15 protein-coding genes and 3 pseudogenes are annotated in these 20,930 nt (G+C 67.2%); 11 read left to right on the forward strand and 7 right to left on the reverse strand.

Annotated features, from left to right (window positions below; all coding sequences use genetic code 11):
• The first annotated feature begins 124 nt into the window (after window positions 1-124).
• The 7 genes from PSR88_RS39740 to PSR88_RS39770 are packed head-to-tail and all read left to right on the forward strand — an operon-like array spanning window position 125 to window position 6,000.
• Window positions 125-499, forward strand: a complete 375-nt coding sequence (locus PSR88_RS39740; RefSeq protein ID WP_029538625.1) for a three-helix bundle dimerization domain-containing protein — start codon at window positions 125-127, stop codon at window positions 497-499.
• Window positions 496-852, forward strand: coding sequence for a dsRBD fold-containing protein (locus PSR88_RS39745; protein WP_016881425.1), 357 nt, complete (start codon window positions 496-498; stop codon window positions 850-852). Before PSR88_RS39740 ends, PSR88_RS39745 begins: the two co-directional genes overlap by 4 nt.
• Window positions 849-2,621 carry an acetate--CoA ligase gene (gene acsA / locus PSR88_RS39750; RefSeq protein WP_016881428.1) on the forward strand — a complete coding sequence of 591 codons (1,773 nt, stop codon included), beginning with the start codon at window positions 849-851 and terminating at the stop codon, window positions 2,619-2,621. The genes PSR88_RS39745 and acsA overlap by 4 nt, the downstream gene beginning before the upstream one ends.
• Complete coding sequence (gene pdhA / locus PSR88_RS39755) at window positions 2,618-3,616, forward strand: pyruvate dehydrogenase (acetyl-transferring) E1 component subunit alpha (RefSeq protein ID WP_016881430.1); 999 nt, start codon at window positions 2,618-2,620, stop codon at window positions 3,614-3,616. Before acsA ends, pdhA begins: the two co-directional genes overlap by 4 nt.
• A complete protein-coding gene (locus PSR88_RS39760; RefSeq protein ID WP_016881431.1) occupies window positions 3,613-4,587 on the forward strand; it encodes an alpha-ketoacid dehydrogenase subunit beta in 975 nt (324 codons plus the stop codon). Before pdhA ends, PSR88_RS39760 begins: the two co-directional genes overlap by 4 nt.
• 15 nt (window positions 4,588-4,602) lie before the next feature.
• Window positions 4,603-5,742 carry a dihydrolipoamide acetyltransferase family protein gene (locus tag PSR88_RS39765; RefSeq protein WP_016881432.1) on the forward strand — a complete coding sequence of 380 codons (1,140 nt, stop codon included), beginning with the start codon at window positions 4,603-4,605 and terminating at the stop codon, window positions 5,740-5,742.
• A 9-nt stretch (window positions 5,743-5,751) separates the two neighbouring features.
• Window positions 5,752-6,000 (forward strand): acyl carrier protein, encoded by a 249-nt coding sequence (locus PSR88_RS39770; RefSeq protein ID WP_016881433.1) that lies wholly within the window; start codon window positions 5,752-5,754, stop codon window positions 5,998-6,000.
• Window positions 6,001-6,338: 338 nt separating this feature from the next.
• Here PSR88_RS39770 and PSR88_RS39775 read toward each other — a convergent pair.
• Window positions 6,339-6,512, reverse strand: a pseudogene (locus PSR88_RS39775) (cation-transporting P-type ATPase); the annotation flags it as partial.
• 202 nt (window positions 6,513-6,714) lie between these two features.
• Between PSR88_RS39775 and PSR88_RS39780 the strand changes: the two are divergent.
• Window positions 6,715-9,046, forward strand: a pseudogene (locus PSR88_RS39780) (heavy metal translocating P-type ATPase).
• 12 nt (window positions 9,047-9,058) lie between these two features.
• On the opposite strand, the gene PSR88_RS39785 reads toward PSR88_RS39780, so the two are convergent.
• From PSR88_RS39785 to PSR88_RS39800, 4 genes are all read right to left on the reverse strand, one after another.
• Window positions 9,059-9,940 (reverse strand): universal stress protein, encoded by an 882-nt coding sequence (locus PSR88_RS39785; RefSeq protein ID WP_016881437.1) that lies wholly within the window; start codon window positions 9,938-9,940, stop codon window positions 9,059-9,061.
• A gap of 123 nt (window positions 9,941-10,063) precedes the next feature.
• Window positions 10,064-11,800 carry a GAF domain-containing sensor histidine kinase gene (locus PSR88_RS39790; protein WP_037196498.1) on the reverse strand — a complete coding sequence of 579 codons (1,737 nt, stop codon included), beginning with the start codon at window positions 11,798-11,800 and terminating at the stop codon, window positions 10,064-10,066.
• A gap of 44 nt (window positions 11,801-11,844) precedes the next feature.
• Entirely contained in the window at window positions 11,845-12,492 is a 648-nt protein-coding gene (locus PSR88_RS39795; RefSeq protein ID WP_016881439.1) for a response regulator transcription factor, read from the reverse strand.
• Window positions 12,493-12,589: 97 nt separating this feature from the next.
• Window positions 12,590-12,880 (reverse strand): hypothetical protein, encoded by a 291-nt coding sequence (locus PSR88_RS39800; RefSeq protein WP_020476767.1) that lies wholly within the window; start codon window positions 12,878-12,880, stop codon window positions 12,590-12,592.
• A 252-nt stretch (window positions 12,881-13,132) separates the two neighbouring features.
• Between PSR88_RS39800 and PSR88_RS39805 the strand changes: the two are divergent.
• Window positions 13,133-13,817: pseudogene (locus tag PSR88_RS39805) on the forward strand (alpha/beta fold hydrolase).
• A 479-nt stretch (window positions 13,818-14,296) separates the two neighbouring features.
• Entirely contained in the window at window positions 14,297-14,899 is a 603-nt protein-coding gene (locus tag PSR88_RS39810) for a hypothetical protein (RefSeq protein ID WP_016881440.1), read from the forward strand.
• A gap of 68 nt (window positions 14,900-14,967) precedes the next feature.
• Here PSR88_RS39810 and otsB read toward each other — a convergent pair whose 3' ends face one another.
• On the reverse strand, window positions 14,968-18,714 hold the full coding sequence (otsB, locus tag PSR88_RS39815) for a trehalose-phosphatase (RefSeq protein WP_029538633.1): 3,747 nt from the start codon (window positions 18,712-18,714) through the stop codon (window positions 14,968-14,970).
• A gap of 225 nt (window positions 18,715-18,939) precedes the next feature.
• Window positions 18,940-19,473: a flavodoxin family protein gene (locus PSR88_RS39820; protein WP_016881442.1), complete on the reverse strand. Its 534-nt coding sequence runs from the start codon at window positions 19,471-19,473 to the stop codon at window positions 18,940-18,942.
• Between the two features lie 517 nt (window positions 19,474-19,990).
• Here PSR88_RS39820 and PSR88_RS39825 point away from each other — a divergent pair.
• Entirely contained in the window at window positions 19,991-20,881 is an 891-nt protein-coding gene (locus PSR88_RS39825; protein WP_016881444.1) for a universal stress protein, read from the forward strand.
• Window positions 20,882-20,930 lie beyond the last annotated feature (49 nt).

Below are 20,930 nucleotides of genomic sequence, written 5' to 3' on the forward strand. Positions count from 1 at the left end.
CCGCACCGTCAGAGCCTTTGGTCCTCGACTACGGTCCTTCGCCTCTATTACCGATGTCGTGGGGTTGGCGATGCTGAAGGAAACCACCGACGCACAACTGGCATCGAAGGAACCTCAGAACACCATGACCAGCACGAACAGTGATACGGACGCCACGTCGATGCCGCACGCGCAACTCTCCGCGGTCGAGCGGCTGACCCGCGAGTTCGGGGCGAATTTCACCCGGGACATGATTGCCCGGACAGTTGCGGGCAGCATTGCGGACCTCGCGGGGGTGCCGATCGCAGACCTGCCGGAACTGGCCGAGCGGGTTGCCCGGCAACGGCTCTTCACAGCACTGGAACTGCAGCCGGAATGGGCGTCGTTCGAGCGTGGTGAGCCCACACCGAACAACCGAGTGATGGTCGCTTCCACCGGGGGCGGAATGTCCGGCCGGGCCGGGGGACTGGACCCGGTTACCGAGCGCGACCACACAGCAATCGAATACGAGGGGCCATGACGGAGCAGTCGCACGCACAGGGGTCGAGAGCTGCGGTGAACAGACCGCTGCCCGCGACGACATGGCCCGTGGAAATCGAGGTACGAGAACCCGACGCGGAGCAGATGTGTTCGCGGGCCACCGCCCGTCTGCGCACCCGCGACCGAACCCTCGAAGGACACGGTGAGGCCGGTTGCCGCCCCCGACACGCCGACACCGTGCAGGTCAGTCGACAGATGGCCGCCGCGCGTGCCCTGACCGACCTGGCGCACCAATTGTTCGAGCTGGCCGCCACACAGGACGCGGCTGCGTGCGGGACGGGCACAAACCCGGGACCGCCCAGGCCGGCCGTGGACTGTGATCAGCGGCCATGACCATCATTCCCCCCTCGCCGTCCCCCAGCGGGGTGTCACCGAATTTCACCGACTACGACGGTGAACGCACCCGGTTCTCGTGGTCCGGCGTCGAGCGTCAGCTCGGTCCGGCTCCCGGTGGCTGCAACATCGCCTACTACGCAGTCGACCGCCACGCCTGCGGGCCGCACCGGGACAAGGTCGCGTTCCGATTCGTAGGTCCGACTACCAGCGGTGCCGGCGAGCTCCCCGTCACCGAGGTGACCTTCGGGGAATTCGCACTCCACGTCCGCAAGTTCACCGAGGTGCTGCGCGGACTCGGCGTCGGAAAGGGCGACCCGGTTTTCGTGTTCACCGGCCGCATCCCGGAGCTGTACGTCAGCATTCTCGGGGCACTGCGCAACGGAAATGTCGTGTCGCCGTTGTTCTCCGCCTTCGGCCCCGAGCCGCTGGCCACGAGACTTCGGCTCGGCGGCGCAGAGGTCCTGGTGACCACCGAGCAGCTGTATCGGCGGCGGGTGGCGAAGATCCGCGGTGCGTTGCCCTATCTGCGCCACGTTCTGTTGGTGGGGGATTCCGGTTCGATCACCGACATTCCGGGCACCCTCGGTTTCCACACGATGATGGCGGAAGCCGACGGGGACGGCGACATTACCCCGACCTCCGCCGACGATGGTGCCCTGCTGCACTTCACGAGTGGAACGACCGGTACCCCTAAGGGCGCGATCCACGTCCACGACGCCGTCGCCACACACTATGCGACCGGACTGTACGCACTGGACCTGCATCCCTCGGACGTGTTCTGGTGCACGGCGGACCCCGGCTGGGTCACCGGTACCTCGTACGGGGTGATCACACCGCTGCTGCACGCAGTGACCTCGATCGTCGATGGCACCGACTTCGATGCCGAACGGTGGTACCGCATCCTGGGCGAGCAGGCCGTCACGGTCTGGTACACCGCGCCGACCGCGATCCGCATGCTGATGAAGTCCGGTCCGGCGTTGGCGCACAAGTACTCCTACCCGCACCTGAGGTTCATCGCGAGTGTCGGCGAACCACTCAACCCCGACGCCGTTCTGTGGGGACGGGACGTGCTCGGACGGCCCATCCACGACAACTGGTGGCAAACCGAGACCGGCGGCATCATGATCGCCAACACACCCGGTTTCACCATCAAACCCGGCTCGATGGGACGACCCCTTCCGGGTATCGACGCCGCCATCGTCCGGCGCACAGAGGACGGCGGGATCGCACCCGTCGAAACGCCGGACGTGGAGGGGGAACTCGCGATACGGCGAGGCTGGCCGTCGATGTTCCGCGGTTACCTGAACAACGACGACCGGTACCGGCGTGCATTCGCCGGCGACTGGTACCTGACCGGCGACCTGGCCAAGCGCGACGCGGACGGCTACTACTGGTTCGTGGGCCGGGCGGACGACGTCATCAAATCGGCGGGCCACCTCATCGGCCCCTTCGAGGTGGAGAACGTCCTCATGGAACATCCCGCGGTCGCCGAGGCCGGAGTCATCGGTAAGCCGGACCCGATCGTGGGGGCCGTGGTGAAGGCATTCGTGTCGGTGAAGACTGGCTGGAACGCCGACGACGCCCTGCGCCGGGAACTTCTCGGGTACTCCCGCAAGAAGCTCGGCGCCTCGGTCGCTCCCAAGGAGATCGAGTTCGTGGACGTCCTCCCGCACACACGGAGCGGCAAGATCATGCGCAGGCTGCTCAAAGCACGCGAACTCGGCCTGCCCGAGGGCGACACTTCGACTTTGGAGGTGGGCGGATGACCGGCCCGGACTTCCCCTACGACAAGGCATTCGCGGTCGAGTTGCTGACCGACATGCTGCGCATCCGGCGCTTCGAGGAGAAGGCCGCGGAACTGTACGGTGCCCAGAAGATCCGCGGATTCCTGCACCTGTATGTGGGGGAGGAAGCGGTCGCGGTCGGGGCGTTGCACGCGTTGTCTGCGGGCGACGCGGTGGTCGCGACCTACCGCGAGCACGGGCACGCGCTGGTGCACGGGGTCTCCATGAACGCGATCATGGCCGAGATGTTCGGGAAACACGAAGGCTGTTCGAGGGGCCGGGGCGGATCGATGCATCTGTTCGATGCCGCCACCCGGTTCTACGGGGGCAACGCGATCGTCGCCGGCGGGCTGCCCCTCGCGGCCGGCCTAGCGATGGCCGACAAGATGCAGGGCAGACGCCGGGTGACGGCCTGCTTCTTCGGGGAAGGCGCCATGGCCGAGGGCGCTTTCCACGAGACCATGAATCTCGCATCGCTCTGGCAGCTCCCGGTGCTGTTCTGCTGCGAAAACAACCTGTACGCCATGGGAACAGCGTTGTCCCGCTCGGAATCGCAAACAGACTTGTGCGTCAAAGCCGCATCGTTCGACGTCCCGACCCTCACAGCGGACGGCATGGACGTGATCGCCTCCTTGCACGCGGCGCGCTCCGGTGCCACGCACGTCCGCACCACCGGCGGCCCCTTCTTCATCGAATTCCAGACCTACAGGTTTCGCGCCCATTCGATGTTCGACCCGGAACTGTACCGCGACAAGGCGGAAGTGGAGTCCTGGAAGGAACGGGGCCCGATTCACACCTTCTCGGCACGGCTCAAAGCGCTTGGGCTGTTCTCGGAGGAGGAATTTCTCCGTATCGACGACCGCGTCATGTCGGAGGTCGATGCCGCGGTGACCTTCGCCGAAGCCGGCACCTGGGAGGCCCCCGGCGATCTCCTGCGCGACGTCCTCACGCCGGCGCACACCGAGGAGGCGACGTGAAAATCACCTACCGAGATGCGATACGGGAAGCGATCCGGGAGGCCCTGCACTCGGATCCGCGGGTGTTCCTGATGGGGGAGGACGTGGGCCGCTACGGCGGCACGTACGCGGTGTCCAAGGGCCTGCTCGCCGAATTCGGGGAGGAGAGGATCCGCGACACCCCGCTCTCGGAGTTGGGTTTCGTCGGAGTGGGGATCGGCGCGGCCGTGGGCGGGATGCGCCCGATCATCGAGGTGATGACCGTCAACTTCAGCCTGCTCGCCCTCGACCAGATCGTGAACACCGCGGCCTCACTCCGGCACATGTCGGGCGGGCAGTTCTCGGTCCCCGTGGTGGTGCGCATGGCGACCGGAGCCGGCCGGCAACTCGCCGCACAGCATTCGCACAGCCTCGAAAACTGGTATGCCCGCATCCCCGGAATCCGGGTCCTGGCGCCCGCGACCGTGGCGGACGCACGCGGAATGCTCCGACCGGCGCTCGCCGACCCCGACCCGGTGATCATCTTCGAACACACCCAGCTGTACAGCTCGTCGGAAGACCTCGATGAGCCCGTCCCGGTGGACATCGACGCAGCCGCCGTGCGCCGGGAGGGAAGCCACATCAGCCTGATCACCTACGGCGGTTCGCTGCCCAAGGCCCTCGCCGCCGCCGACGTCCTGGCGGAGAAGGGAATCGCCGCCGAGGTCATCGACCTCCGGGTGCTGCGCCCGCTCGACACCGACACCGTCGCTGCGTCGGTCCGGAAGACACACCGCGTAGTGGTGGTCGATGAGGGCTGGCGCACCGGCAGTCTCGCGGCGGAGGTCATGGCGCAGATCGTCGAGCGCGAATTCTACGAACTCGACGCGCCACCTCGCCGCGTGTGCAGCGCCGAGGTCCCGGGGCCCTACGCCAAGCATCTCGAATACGCGACCCTCCCTCAGGTCGAGACCATTGTGACCACGGCGCGAACTGTGATCGGCGATCAGTAGGAACGAGGCACAGCCATGTTCGATTTCACGCTGCCGTCCCTGGGTGCCGACATGGACGAAGGAACACTGACGGACTGGTTGGTCAAAACCGGGGACAACGTCCAGCGCGGTCAAGCGATAGCGACCGTCGACACCGTCAAAGCGGCTGTGGACGTGGAAATCTGGCAGAACGGCACCGTTCACCGCCTCCTCGTCGAGCCCGGAACGACCGTGTCGGTCGGGACCGCACTGGCAACAATGCTGAGCCCGGGAGAATCACCACCACCCCCGCAACAACCGTCCGCGGAGCCGACGGCCGGCACCACCATGGCCGCCCCCGCGGTGGAACCGGCACCACGGCGCAAGATCTCGCCCAGGGCCCGCCGGGAAGCGGAACGAGCAGGAATCGATCTCGCCGGCGTCACCGGGACCGGCCCCGACGCTGCGGTCACGCTCGACGACGTGCAGCGCGCAGCAGCCGACTCCATCGAGCGCGGACCAGCCGAGACCAAGGCCCGCGACATGCGGCGCGCGATAGCCGCGTCCATGAGCCGCTCCAAACGGGAAATCCCGCACTACTACCTGATGGACGAGATCCCGCTCCGGGCCGCGACGAGATGGCTGCGCACGGAGAATGCCGCCCGTCCGATCACCGAACGTGTGCTCCTGGCCGCCCTGCAGATCAAGGCCGTGGCGCTCGCCGCCCGGCAGTTCCCGGACCTGAACGGGTTCTGGCGAGACGAGGAGTTCACGCCCGCCCCTCACCCGCACATCGGCGTGGCGATCTCTCTGCGAGACGGCGGGCTGGTCGCCCCCGCAATCCACGACACCGCCGACAAACCGCTCCCACAGCTGATGGCGGAACTGAGCGATCTGGTCTCGCGTGCGCGTGCCGGTTCGCTCCGCAGCTCGGAAATGGCGGACCCGACGTTGACCGTGACGAACCTCGGCGAACGCGGGGTTGCCGCCGTTTTCGGTGTGATCTATCCACCCCAGGTGGCGTTGGTCGGTTTCGGCAGACCCCGTGAACGCCCCTGGGCGGCCGACGGGGAACTGCAGGTCGCGACGGTCGTGACCGCCACCCTCGCCGCCGATCACCGAGCCAGCGACGGAACACGGGGCGCACAATTCCTGAGCAGAATCAGCGAACTGCTCCAACAGCCTGACAAGTGGTGAGGACGACAGATGAACGGCGAGACGATCGAGTCGAGAGTCATCCGCGCATTGCGGGAGATCGCACCGGAGATCGAGGACCAGGAACTGTCCACGGATGTGCCGCTACGCGACCAGGTCGATCTCGATTCGATGGACTGGCTGAACTTCCTCGTGCGCCTGCATGCTGTCTTCGGCGTCGACATTCCGGAATCCGACTACGCGACACTGGTGACCGTGGAGGACATCGTCAACTACCTTGCCTCGCATACACACACCTGAGCGACGACACGATTACTGCTGGACCACTGCGCGCGACCGGGCCGCAGTGCTCGGCAGTGTTCGTCGCCGGTGCCAGACTTCGTCGCAGCCCCAGACGAGGAACGGTAGGGAAGGAGCCACGTCGTTCCCTGACGGGCGACGCGCGCCCTGTCCGGCAGAAACGCCGCCACCGCTTCGACCGCCTGCTCCGCGTGTCATTGCTGCACGAACGCGAAGGCGGCGTGGAGCAGGATCACGATGGCGATCGCGACACCCTGCGGCGCTGAACCGCTGATCACGGCCAGGACGGCAGCCATCCCACAGGAGCAGGGCGAGGGGATGCGTGAACGACGCAGTAACTGTCGGGGCCCGGTACGACCGCGATGCCGTATCAGTTCATTGGTCCCGTAGACGAGTGTTCGCCGCTCCGCTGCCCTCCGTGACAAGCCATCTCGTCGGGTGCGGAGCTCACTCAGTAGCCAGTCGGTCGAATCCTGAGGGTCCATCTGAGCTGTCTTGGTCGCCGTCACCATCGCGCTCCTGGTCGTCGGCCGGTCCAGCACGGATGACAGGGGACGGGGCTGGCGGGGTTCCTTCTCCGACGGTGCGCCACCGCTAGTCGCGAGGAAAGGGACCTTGGTCCTCTCTTGCCGTCGCACACGGGCAGAACAAGGGGCGGGCTGCAACGATGGAGACACGCGCTATTACGCGTCGGCCCTCGACGAGGGAAGACATATGCACGACACACGAACCCGCGAAACCAGGTATGCGCGCCTGACGAGGCTGTTGGCACCCACCCTGCTGGCAGTCACCTCGGTGGCGCTTGTCTCCGGTGTGGTGGCCATTTCTCTCGGTCGGCCCGGCGTTGCGGACGCGTGTTGGGCGATCGGCACGGTGGTGTCCCTGGCACCCGCTGTGGGCTGGGTTGTCGTGTCACTGCTTCATCGCAGAGCTGGTGTCGATCTCATCGCCGTGCTCTCTCTGGTGGGAACACTCGCGGTCGGCGAATATCTGTCAGGTGCACTCATCGGGTTCATGCTCGCGACGGGGCGCACGCTCGAATCGGCGGCGGAGCGGCGCGCGTCACGCGATCTGCGTGCCCTTCTCGAACGTGCGCCACGTCGAGCGCACAAGCGGGTCGGCGACGACGACGTCGTCCTCGTACCCCTCGACGCCGTCGAACCGACCGATCTGCTGGTCGTCGCCTCGGGAGAGGTTGTTCCCGTCGACGGCGTCGTCGCCGACAGGCCCGCAGTCCTCGACGAGTCCGCGCTCACCGGGGAGTCGCTGCACGTCGAACGGCGGGTGGGGGACTCGGTCCGCAGCGGGGTTGTCAACGTCGGATCAGCGATCGAGTTGCGCGCCACCGCCAGCGCCGCGGACAGCACCTATTCGGGGCATCGTCCGACTGGCGCAGGAGGCGGCCGCGGACAAGGCACCGATCGTGCGGATCGCAGACCGTCTCGCCACCTGGTTCCTTCCCCTGACCCTCGTGGTGGCGGGTGTCGCATGGTGGGTGAGTGGTTCCGCCGTGCGCGCGGTCGCCGTCCTGGTCGTCGCGACCCCGTGCCCCTTGCTGCTCGCCGCCCCAGTTGCCATCGTGTCGGGGCTCTCTCGCGCCTCACGGATCGGTGTCGTCATCCGCGGCGGTGGGGCACTGGAAACACTCGGTCGAGCTCGGACGTTGGTGCTGGACAAGACCGGAACTCTGACGACCGGCCGGCCATCCGGCCTCGACGTCGCCACCGCCCCCGGCCAGAATCCCGACGAGGTACTCCAACTCGCCGCTGCCGTCGACCAACTCTCGCCCCATGTTCTGGCCGAGTCGATCGTGCATTTCGCGAGGGAGAGGGGCTGTGCGCTGCCGCTTCCCACCGATGTCAGCGAGCAGGCGGGAACCGGGGTCACCGGCATGGTGAACGGTCGTGCGGTGAAGGTCGGTTCGGATCACGGTGTGTTGCCGGACTGGGCGGAGGCCGTCTCGACGCGGTCGGCCCTGGACGGCGCGGCGGTGGCCTGGGTACACGTCGACGACACCCTGGTGGGGGCGATCCTGCTGCGGGATCCTCTTCGCCGAGACGCGCCCCGCACGTTGCGGCGGTTGCGGGCGGCCGGACTGAATCGTCTGATCATGCTGACCGGCGACCGCCGGGCACCGGCACTCGAAATTGGGTCCATCGTCGGGCTCGACGCCGTGCTCGCGGAGCAAACCCCGGCGGACAAGGTGGCGGCAGTCCAGGACGAGAAGCGCAACGCGGTCACGATCATGGTGGGGGACGGGATCAACGATGCGCCCGCCCTGGCGGCGTCGGTCGGCGTGGCGATGGGGGCGCGGGGGGCCACGGCCAGTTCCGAGGCCGCCGATATCGTGCTGACGACCGATCACCTCGCCCGGTTGGCGGACGCCATGGAGATCGCCCGACGGTCGAGGCGGATCGCGATCCAGAGTGCCGGCATCGGTATGACGCTGTCGCTGCTGGCGATGGTTTGCGCGGCGTTCGGCCTAATCGCTCCCGCGCCCGGCGCCCTGCTGCAGGAGGGGATCGATGTGGCGGTCATCCTCAACGCGCTACGGTCCGTTCGAGGCGGACGCTCCCCCGAACTGACGGTCACCCGGGAAACCGGGCTGCTGTTGCAGCGATTCGATCGTGAGCACGACGATCTGCGGGGCGCGCTGGCTGTGATCCGTGACGCGGCCGAGCAGGTGAGCGCCGACCCCGGACCCGCAACACTGGCAGCGGTGCGCCGGGCACACACCGCCCTGGTGGAGCGTGTCCTGCCCCACGAACGCGCCGAAGAGAGTCAACTGTATCCCGCGCTGGCGGATGCCTTCGGGACGGTCGAAGCCACTGCCCCTATGAGCCGTGCCCATGCGGAGATCGATCGACTCAGCCGACGGTTGGACACTCACCTCGGCACGATAGAGGCGCACGGCGGGGTCCGCCCGGATCAGCGTGACGACCTTCTCGCGTGTCTGTACGGGCTGTATGCGGTGCTGCGTTTGCATTTCGCGCAGGAGGAAGAGGACTACTTCGCTCTCGCCCCGAGAGCCGAGGACGAACTCTGACCGCCGTCGGCGCTACCGAACGATGAGGAGCGGGCAGCGGACGGAGTGCATCAAGGCCCGGCTCGTCGATCCCAGCAGCATGCTGGTGAACCCGCCGCGTCCGCGGCTCCCCACGACGAGAAGCCTTGCGTTGTCGGCTTGTTCGCGCAGGTTACGTACCGGTCGATCCATGACGACCATCGTCCGAACCTTGACGTCCGGGAAATCTTGGGCGCGGCCGGCGAGGCTCTCCGACAGCAGCGCCGTTTCCTGGGTGACGATCTGCTTCCACCCGGACACGCTACCGCCTGCGAAGTGCACGGGCAGGTCGATGTCGGACCAGGCGTGAACGGCCACCAGTTCGCACTGCCGCAGGGCGGCCTCGGCGAAGGCCATCGAAATGGCGGGCTCGCTGTGTGCCGTCCCGTCCACTCCGACGACGACAGACCCCTCGAGTTCGGCGACGTCGGAATCGGGAACGGCGCGGATGATCGCGGCCGGACACCGGGCGTGGGTGGCGACCGCGGCGCTGACCGATCCCAGGAAGCCGCGTTCGATGATTCCTTGCCGGTTCGAGCCGACCACGACCATCGCCGCAGTTTTCGCTCGCTCGAGGAGCTCACCGGCCGGGGTTCCGGTGCAGAGGGTGGTGTGAATGTCGAGGGAGTGCCCTGGTGCGGCGTGGGTGGCGGCCTCCGCGGCGGCAGCCAGCCGGTTCTTCCCGTGGCGTTCCTCGTCGTCGAAGTAGCTCGTGGGCATGGCGATCGGGAAGCCGTAGGCGCCGGGCACGAACGTGGTCGTGATCACCGACAGCGGGGAATGTCGCAGCGCCGCCGCCTGTGCGGCCCACGCGACCGCCTGGAGGGACGACGGTGAACCATCTGTTCCGACAACGATCGGGCGGCGGGCGGTCATGGTGTTCTCCTCGAGGCGTGGCGGCGAAATTGCCGGGCATGCCTTCCATCGTCGCGGTGTGCACGGCACCGGCGTAGGGGAGAAGGTCCCCACCTTCGCGGGCGGGGCGCGACCGAGCCCGGCTCAGGGCAGCGGAGCCGACCAGCGGAGGGTGGTTCCGCCGCCGGGTGTCGTGTCGATGGTGAAGTGCCCGTTGACGTCCCGCGCCCGGGAAGCCAGATTCTCCAAGCCGCTGCGGGAGACGTCCTCCAGAAACCCTTTGCCGTCGTCCGCGACCTCGATGACCAGATCGTCGTAGACGGAGATGCTGACCGTGACCGTGTCGGCGCCTGCGTGTCGGACCGCGTTGCTCAACGCCTCACGCAGGACAGCCTCGGCATGTTCGGCGAGCGCGGCGTCGATGACGGACAGCGGCCCGGACAGGTGCACGGTCGTGCGGAGCCCGGAATCCGCGGTCGTCTCGGCGACGATGTCGTGCAGCCGCCGCCGGAACTCGGTCATGCCAGCCGAGCCGCCGTGCAGGTCGAAGATCGCCGTGCGGATGTCCCGCACGATGTCGTGCAGGTCGTCGATCGACTGTTCGAGCCGCTGCTTGACGATCGGCGCCTTCGCCCGCTGCAGGGTGCTCTGCAGCGACAGCCCGACCGCGAAGAGGCGCTGGATGACGTGGTCGTGGAGGTCGCGGGCGATCCGATCGCGATCGGACAGGACGTCCATTTCGTGCATTCGGCGTTGACTGTTGGCGAGCTGCAGCGCGACGGCCGCCTGATCCGCGAACCCCGACATCAACGCCAGCTGGTCGTCGGTGAACGGCGGCGCGTCGACGGTGCGGAGCGTCACCAGCACCCCGGCCACCGATTGCGCCGCCCGCAGCGGCAGTACCAGTGCCGGACCGAACCGGGTTCCCGTCTCGAACCCGGGGTCGAAGGCCAGCGCGGTGACGCGCAGCGGTGTCCGCTCCCGGAACGCCTCACCGGACGTCGATCCTTCGAGTGGAATCGTCCGGCCGATGATGCGATCCGACACCGTCCCGGCCGACGCCGTCACCACCAGCTCGGTGACCTCGTCCGACGGGATGTCGGGATCGTCCGGCACCGCGAGGAAGGCACTGTGGGCGCCGGTGAGGGCCAGCGCGTCGTCGGCGATCACCCGCAGCACCTCGGCGGTGTCGCTGCCGGCGAGTAGTTCGGTCGCGATCTCCCGGGTCGCCTCGAGCCAGGCCTGCCGCGCCCTCGACTCCTCGTACAGGCGGGCGTTCTCGATCGCGATCCCGGCGGCGGCCGCGAGGGCGCGCAGAAGTATCTCGTCGTCCTCGGTGAACTGTGCACCGTTGGCCTTCTCGGTGAGATACAGATTCCCGAACACCTCGTCCCGGATCTGAATGGGAACTCCCAGAAAGGTTTTCATCGGCGGATGGTCGGCCGGGAATCCCACCGAGGCGGAGTGCCGGGACAGGTCCTTCAGCCGGAGCGGCTTGGGATCGGTGATCAGGAACCCGAGGACCCCGCGGCCACGGGGCAGGTCGCCGATCCGCTCGCGTGTCTCCTCGTCGATGCCCTCGAACACGAACTCGCTCAGGCCCTCTCCCTCTCCGGGGGCGAGGACCCCCAGGGCGCCGTAGCGGGCATCGACCAGCTTGATCGCGGCGTGGACGATGGTGCGGAGCGTTCGGTCGAGGTCGAGTCCGGAGGTGACCGAGAGCATCGCCTCGAGCAGCCCGTCGACATGATCTCGGGCATCGACGATCTGCGCGATGCGTTCCTGCACCTCGGTCAGCAGCTCACGGAGCCGAAGTTCGGACAGGGTACCGAGCAACGGACCTCGATCGGGCTCATCCGGTTGACGGGTCACACGTCGCATTCTCCCATGTAGCGGCCTCGCCAGGAGTCGGAACCGGTGCCCCGTCAGGTGCCGGACGGGCTCGACGGCAGCTTCGTGGCGAGTACCGCTGCCTGCGTCCTGCGCTCCACCCCCAGTTTGGTCAGCAGCCGCGACACATAGTTCTTGACGGTTTTCTCCGCCAGGAACATCCGTGCGGCGATCTGACGGTTGGTCAACCCCTCGCCGAGCAGGGCGAGCAACGTCCGCTCCTGATTGGTCAGGTGCCCGAAAATGCCGTCCTTCTCAGTGGCATCCGCACGGATCTTGGCCATCAGGGCGGCTGCGGCGCGGCTGTCGAGCAGCGACTTGCCGGCCCCCACCGCGTGGACCGCCTCGGCCAATTCCATCCCCCGGATGTCTTTCACGACGTACCCGCTGGCCCCGGCGAGAATCGCGTCGAGCATCGCCTGATCGTCCGTGAACGAGGTCAGGATGAGGCAATGCAGCTCCGGCATCAACGAGTGCAGCTCGCGGCACAGCTCGATGCCGTTGCCGTCGGGCAGGCGCACGTCGAGGACGGCGACATCCGGTGTCAACGCCGGCACCCGCGCCATCGCCTGCGCATACGAGGCGGCCTCACCGACCACCGTCAGATCCGGATCGGAGGTGAGCAGATCCGCGATCCCGCGCCGCACGACCTCGTGATCGTCCACCAGAAACACCGTGATCATGGGGCAACCTCCAGTCTGGCTGTGTGACCGCGGAAACCCAGATTACGCCGACCCCAGGAAGCATCGGGCGCTTCTCGCTGCACGGTACTGCCGGTGGTCATCGAGAAGCCGGACGGGCCGGGCGCGGTCGATGCCAGCGTGGCCGGTGCGGCATCAACATCACCGCGGCCAAGCCGACGGTGGCGACGAGGGTCGCGGCAGCGCCGACTCCGACGAGCAGAGTTGCGAGCCACGCCCCCAGCAGGACGACCAGACCCGCGGCCGCCGCACCTGATAGCACCGCGAGCACCAGCCCTGCGGGGTGGAGATGCAGGAACTCGCCCGGGTCGTCGTGCCGCTGGTGACGGTCCTCGCGCTGCCCCGTTGCGGTGGCGTGGCGGTCGAACATGATGCCCTCTCGTTGCTTCGCCGACGGGTGTATCCGGTGTGACGGGTCGGCCTCATCCACAACGGTGCGGTAACGGCGCGCGCGATTCCAGGGTCAAAGGTCACTTTTCTCGGGATCCCGCGGTACGACGGCGCGGCATCTGTGACGTTAGGCCACCGATTCGAGGTCCGGTGGCCCTCGGCGCTGCGTCTTCGCAGCGCTTCGATGGAAGGTATGAACGGCAGAGGCGTCTCGCACCTGCGATCCCGTCGGATGTGGTGGCGGTCGATCCGGGTCGACGGCCGGGCAGCTCGGTACGCGGGCGGCGGCAGCGGCCCGCCGGTGTTGTTCCTGCACGGGTGGGGTCTCGGAGGCCAGGCGTACGCGCGTCCCCTCCAGGAGCTGATCGACGCCGGGTTTCGCGTGTACGCCCCGGCGCTTCCCGGATTCGGCGGCATCGCCAGCCTCCCCGCCGAGCACCGAACCCTCGTCGGATACGCCCGGTGGATCGGACGCTTCGCTGACGCCATTGATCTCCCCGGTGACGGTGGTCGGGCACTCCTTCGGCGGTGGTGTCGCGACTGCAGCCGTGTTTGAATTGCCGACTCTTGCCGAGCGATTGGTGCTGGTGAACTCCATCGGTGGCTCGTCCTGGGTTGACGGTCGCGGAGTCCTACGGGCACTGCGCGACCGCCCGTTGTGGGACTGGGGACTGCATCTGCCGGCCGATCTACTCCCTGACCCGCGTCCTGCCGGTCGTCCTGCGCGACGCGGTGCCCAACGTTCTGCGCAACCCGGCCGCGGTGTGGCACGTTGCCCACCTCGCCCGGACCGCGAACCTCGCACACGAACTCGCTGCCCTCGCGGCACGGCGGCTTCCCGTATTCGTGGTGTGGAGTACACGCGACACGGTCATCCCCGAATCGACGTCGCTGTCGATGCGGGCTGCGCTCGGTGACCCCCGCACGATCGTTGTGCCCGGCGGTCATGCCTGGCTCATAGACGACCCCCACGCCTTCGGGGAACTGATCACCAACGTGATGCTCGACGCAGGGCTGGAGACGATCATCCACGGATCTCCAGGTTCGTTCCCGGGCCCGGGCCCGGCGACTGACGGTGCGGCCGCCTGATCCGTGGGTGAAACGCTCATCGAGCGTTTCGGCGCCGACTCGGCACAAGGACTCGGCTCGGAACAAGGACTGTAGGCCATACGGCCATCACGTAGTCGGGAGCCCGATCGACGAGCGATCCGTAGGTGGAGGCCGAGCCTTCTGCGCGCGGGGAATCCCTTCCGACGGCAATGACCAAAGACCTCGCTGGTCACCACTGCCAATGACCTTGTGCCCTAGGCTGCCCACCTCGTGCGCGGAAGACTCTGAAACAGAAGGCGCGGAACAGATCACTCTGAAACAGAAGGACGGTCCGAGGAGGCGTGTGATGACCATCGATCAGGCCCTGCGCTGGTGGCGTCTGGTGCCTTGGAGCCGAAATCCGCTCATGCGGGCGACGGACCGTTTCGACGCCGTGGTCGCGGCCGTGCTGATCGCCTTCATCCTGATGGTGATCCCGTTCGCAGCGGCGTTCGGAACCGTGACGAACACCGGCCTGAACGAACGGTCTGCCGCCGAACTCGAGACCAGGCATGCGCAGTCTGCTGTGCTCATCGATGATCCGCGACACGTGGTGGTTCCCGACGCGGCCAGTCGATCTCCGGAAACGCAGGACCGTGCGACGGCTCAGTGGACTGCACCGGATGGCGCCCTGCGCTCGGCCGTCGTGGAAACCCGATCCGGAACGCACCGGGGTGACACCGTCACGGTGTGGGTGGACACGAACGGCAACGTGGTCGACGAGCCCCGGTCGGGCGTGGAGAACGCGGTGATCGCCGTGAGTGCGGCAGTGTCGGTTTGGGCGGTCGCGGCGGTGTGCGCCCTGCTGCTGTACTGGGGGGTGCGGTGGGTGAACGGACGAAGCCGGATGCGCCAGTGGGATCGAGAATGGAACGATGTCGGGCGAAAACCGGGATGGCCGGTCAGCTGATGTGCTGACTTGGTGTGACGGCGCGACGGTCCGGTCGTGGGCGGTGGTGGCGCACGGATCGGACGTATCTAGCCCAGACTGACCGTGCACCCTGGTTCCAGTCGGGCTACCTGGTCGCGGCACGAGATTTCGATGGCGCGTTGATTTCCGGCCCCCGCGCTGACCCGTACGCGTCGACCGCTGATCGTCAGCCACAGCTGGTACCCGCGATAGACGATCGGGAATTCGAGCTTACCGAGCGTTTCCGGCCATTCCGGGCTGAAAACGAGGCGATCACCACGGGTTTCGAGTCCGGTGAAACAGCGCTGAAGCAGGTCGATGCTTCCCGCCATGGCCGCCAGGTGGATCCCTTCGGAGGTCGTGCCTCCTTGGATGTCGGTGATGTCGGACGCGAGCACCCTGTCGAAGAATTCCATGGCCTTGCCGCGATTGGCGCGGGCGAGTACCCAGGAATGCACGACCGCGCTGAGCGTGGATCCGTGCGAGGTCCGGGCGATGTAGTAGTCGATGGTGCGCGGTATCGCCTCCGGTTCGAGCTGATAGCCGAGTCGCTCGAACAGATCTCGCAATTCGTCGGCGGACAGCAGATAGAACAGCATCAACACGTCGGCCTGCTTCGAGGCGCGGTACCGGTTGACGTCGTCCCCCTCCGCCTCGAGGATGCGGTCGAGCCGTTGAATGTCGGCGTACCGCTCTCGGTAGCCGGCCCAGTCCAGTTCCGCCAACGCCTCGTACCCCTCGAATTGACTGATGACCCGATCGTGGAAGGGAACGAACATGCGGCGGCTCACGTCCGCCCACCGCGCCATCTCGTGGGCGTCCACGCTCAGCGAGTCGACGAGCTCGGACCGGTTCGGGGCCGCAATCGTATCGAGCGCCTCGATCGCCCGCAGGATCACCCACACGGCCATGACATTGGTATAGGCGTTGTTGTCGACTCCCTCGTGCGGGGCCTCGGGGTAGCCGGAATGAAACTCGTCCGGGCCCATCACTCCGCGGATCGTGTAGCGCCCCCGGGTCCGGTCGTAGGAGGCGAGGCCGGCGAAGAATCGGGCGATCTCCACCAGCATCTCGGCGCCGAAATCGCTGAGAAACTCGAGGTCCCCGGTGACCTGGTAGTAGTGCCACACGTTGTAGGCGATCGCGATGCCGATGTGGTGCAGGCGCCAGCTCGGGTCCGGCAGCCAGCGACCGGACCGCGGATTGAGATGCACTTGCTGGCTTTCCTCCCGGCCGTCGCTACCCGACTGCCACGGGAACATCGCACCGCGATAACCGGCCGCCCGCGCGGCCCGGCGGGCCTCCGGCAGCCGACGGTACCGGTAGCGCAGCAACGACCGGGTCAGGGTCGGCACCCGCAGGTTCAGGACCGGGAAGACGAACAACTCGTCCCAGAAGACGTGCCCCCGATAGGCCTCGCCATGCAGTCCCCGGGCCGGCACACCGACGTCGAGGTCGGCGGTATTCGGCGACACGGTCTGCAGGAGTTGCATCTGATGGAGCCGGGCGATGCGCAGCGCGTCCTGGTAATCGTCGAGGGCGATCCCGACACGGTCCCACAGGTGCTCCCAGGCCAGCACGTGACCGTCCAGCACTTCCTCGAACCCACCGATCGACGGCACCCAACGGGCCGCTTCCTCGGCCGGCTCGGACAGCGCGTGATCGCGCCCCGTGAACACTGTCACCATCTTCTCGAACGTCACGGACTCACCCGCGGTGAGGTCGACCGTGATGTCGTGGCCGATGCGGCCGTCGCGGTCGAGCAGACGGTAGGTGGGCTCACGGTGTCGGTCGCGGGGCGACAGCGTGGTGCGTGCCGCCATGGCCACCGGGATGCGCGATTGAGTGGTCTGCATCGCCAGCAGGACCGAGTCCGCCGACAGCGCGCGGGAATGCAGTAGTGCGAGATGATCGGCGGCGAGATCCCGGTACCGCTCGACGAGCGTGTTGTGGACCGAACCATCGAGGGCCGAACGCAATTCGAAAGAGCCGGACCAGTCTTCCGCGATGATCGTCGTCTGCAGCGCGCAGACGTGGGGACGATGCATGGCGACGAATCGTCTTTGGAGGACCGAGGTCGTTCGCCCGGCGTCGTCGCGGTACCGAAACCGGCGGGTTAGCACGGCGCGCCGCAGATCGAGGTACTGGCGGTACTCGAGCAGGTCGACGGCATCGACGTCGAACCACTGCCCGCCCTCGATACGAAAGGTCGTCGCCAGCCAATTCGGCGCATTCACCATGCTCTCGTTCACAATCGCCATCCCGGCCCGCTCGTCGCGCAAGCGGTTGTACACACCGGCGAGATACGTGCCCGGGTAGTGGACGGTGCCGGCGGATGCTTCGGGGGCGCAGCCGCGAGTGGCGAAGTAGCCGTTCCCCAACGTGCAGATCGCCTCCCGCAGCTTCTCGGTCGCCGGGTCATAGCCATCGAAGAACAACATCCATGCATCGGCCGCGGCCGCGGTCTCGGGGTCGCGGCCGAGACGATCCGCCAGCCGCTGCAACAGTTCACAGACCTGAACTGGATCGTTCACGGCGAATCGTGCCGCCGACCGCCGATCCCCGCTCTCCCGGCTGCGGACGACGATCCCCACCCCGGTCTCCGTGACGGCGTCGAAGGCGTCCTCGTCGGTGAGGTCGTCGCCGATGTAGATCGGAAGCAGGGACCTTGCGTCGTCGATGTGCTCGAGGACCCAGTTCAGTGCGCGTCCCTTGTCCCACTCGACGTCGGGACGGAGTTCGACGACCTTGCGGCCACCGGTGACCCGCAGGTGGACCGCCCCGGACGTGGCGACGTCGCCGGCAGTGGCGACGACCTCGTCTATCCGGTCGGCAGCCACGTTGCGGTAGTGCACGGCGACGGTGAACTTCTTGGGCTCGACCACCACACCCGGCACGTCACCGAGGCGGTCGGCGAGCGCGCGGGTCGCACGCGCCAGCGCCGGTGCCGCGGCGAGTGCGTCAGGGTTCTGGTAGTGCTGGCCCTGTGGTCCGGCCAACTCGAAGCCGTGGCTGCCCGCGTACCAGATCTCCGCCATACCGACCCGTGCCTGGACGTCCGCGAGGTCGCGTCCGCTGATCACGGCCACCGGGCATTCGCGTGTCAACCTGGCCAACTCGGCGGCCACCCCGTCGATCAGAACGGCCTCCGACGGATCGGACACGATCTCCGCGAGGGTGCCGTCGAAGTCGAGAAACACCGCGGGGCGGCGCACGCGGAGTAGGGCGGTCAGCTCGTGCCGAGACGTCAACGCGTCAGGAATCTCGGACAGGCGGAGATCGCCTGCACGGACCTGTATCTCGGAGGTGTCGGCCACGACGATGTCTGCCCCGCATTCTCTCAGCTCGTCGGCGCGGCGGCCGCGACCGACCCCGATGACACGCGCGAACCCCCCACCGCTGGCCGCGGTGGTGGTTGCTGCTGATGCAGTGACGACGACCGCACCGTCCGGACGCGTACCCAGCCGAGCGGCGGCGTCGACGGGTGACGCGTCGTCGACCCGAACGGCAAACAGGTCGGCGATCCCTGCGGCATCGAGCACCGGCCCTACGCGTCGATGCGTCGAGAACACCGCTGTCGCCACCCCGAGGCCCCGCAGGTGGCGGAGCAGAATCACGGTGGAGCCCACGGGCATCTCGCCGCCAGGTGCGATGTTCTGGTGGAACAGGTCTGTGCGGTCCGGGTTCTCGCGCCGGACGCCGCCGCACACGTCCGGCGACAGGGTGTCGTTCGTCGTCCCGGTGGCGGTCACCACGTCGTCGAGGTCGAAGATCACCGCATCATGTCGGCGCAGGTCGATCGCAGGCGTCGACATGGGGTCAACCTCCGGTTGAGAGACGCGTGTGAGCCCCAGATTACCGGGCACGCGCGCTTCGTCGTGGCGGATCCCGCAGGTCGTGCTGGTCGCCGACGGCGGCGACCACAGGTACGGATCGAACGAGGTTGCCGCCGGCACGAGAGTTGTGGATCCGGTCGCATCCACTGTGCCGATGACGACGAGAACGAGCCACCTCGAGGCTGGGGGGTTGCGCCGGATTCGTTACGGTCGAGGGGAACTGGCCTGCTGGGCGAGCGTGAGGCCCCATTGCTCGGCACGCGTCTCCTCCCCTTCGTCGAGCCGAGACTCCTTGTCGACGAGGAAACTCTCGGACTCGGCGACGAGATCGAACCCGCGCAGCCGCAGCTTCCGGCAGATACCCTTCGACGCTCTGCCGGTCAGGAGGGCGGGACCGTGGGCGCGGGTGTCGAACGCCACCGCTTTCCCGTGCGATGGTGGGAGCCCGTCGAGCCACTCGCGGAGTCCTTCGCTTTCCGCATCAGGTTCCAATGTCACCGTGCTGTCCGGCTTGTGCGCGGTTACGGCCGCCCCGTGCCGGGTCGACTCGCGACTCATCCCGTGAACATGTGTTGGGCCGCCGACCATCACCAGGTCGTAGCTGGACAAGTCCTCGTCGCCGGCCCGGGCCACCGGGACCGTTGTCACGGTTCCCGCCGACCTGAGACCCCGAGCGATCGCCTCAGCCACGTGTCGGGTATTTCCGAACATCGACTCGTAGACCACGAGTGTTCGCATGTTGACTCCTTTGATGGTTGGTGTGCTGTTGGAGGGCGTAAAGTGGGGTGCGCGAGCAGGTTCCGGTCAATGATGGTGCCGCGACAAGTGTGGCCCGAACATCACGCGTGTCCACCAGTCGGTGAGCGGGCTCGGATCGGGCCAATCGATTCGGTCGTCATCGGTGATCGGCGCAGGCCGCGACATGTGCTGCACACCCATGTCGGGGCGTCGTTCGTCGGCGTTTCTGATCGGACCCTCGTCGTCGACGGACGTTCCCGTCGACGACGGTGGGGTGTGGGATTCATGGCGAACTCCAGGTGTCGTGTTCCTTCGGATTCAACCAACGATGCCGGCCACCGAGTAGGGTCTACCGTCACTTCCCGGTCCTGTGTCGCGGCGGGCGATGACCTATGCCCCTATCGACTTCATTCCCACCGATGCGATCGTGACGGTGGTGGGGCCTGACCGCCGCCGGCAACCGGACGAGGACCTTCGCTCCACGCGATCGTCCGCCCGAGTACAGGAGTTGAGAAGAATGAGCGTTCTCGCGCAACACCAGTCCATCGTTGTCGGTGTCGACGGTTCGGAACGAGCGATGAGAGCCGCTGTATGGGCAGCGGCGATCGCCCACCGGAAATCTGTGCCACTACAACTGGCTCACGTCCTGCCGAGTCCGGGATACCACTACAGCGAAGCCGCTCTTCTCTTCCAGGACCAGTTCGCCCAGGAGGTCGAGAAATCTGCCCACGAGATCCTGGACCGGGCCGAACGGCACGTGAAGAGCGCGTTCCCCGACGTCACCGTGTCCGCCAGCTCCCATCCCGGGCCCGCGGGCCCGGCGCTTGCCGGATTGAGCACGCACGCAGAGATGGTCGTGGTGGGATCCACCGGTGCGGGAGCGCTGGAATCGCTCGTCACCGGCTCCACGGTCATGCAGGTGGTCAACCGTGCGCACTGTCCCGTCACCGTGTTCCGATCGGCGTTGCCGGTGCCCGACCGCCGTCCTGTCGTCGTCGGGGTCGACGGAAGTGAACTGAGCTCACTCGCCATCACCACGGCCGTCGAGTTCGCAACGCTTCTCGAGGTACCTCTGCTCGCGGTGCACGGCTGGGGCACCGGCGAACTCGCAGGGCGCCAGACCGCCTTGACAAGGGTGAATTGGGCCGTCGTCGAAGAAGAACAGGCCGTTCTCATGGCGGAAAATCTCGCCGGGTGGCGGGAGAAGTACCCGGATCTGCAACTGAGCACCGTCATCGAGCAGGCCAATCCGGCCGAGCTGATCCTCGAATCCGCCCGCGACGCGCAGCTCGTCGTCGTCGGTAGCCACGGCCACAATCGACTGGCCGGTGCTGTCCTGGGCTCAACGAGCCAGAACCTGCTCCATCACGTTCTCTGCCCGCTGATGATCTGCCGCCGAGGGAATTGAGGCTCGCGGTTTCGACGAGCCCACGGGAAGGTGCTCGCGGTGGCCGCAC

Origin of the sequence: Rhodococcus sp. DK176 (assembly GCF_038447315.2) — a bacterium.
Classification (GTDB): Bacteria; Actinomycetota; Actinomycetes; order Mycobacteriales; family Mycobacteriaceae; genus Rhodococcus_F; species Rhodococcus_F jostii_A.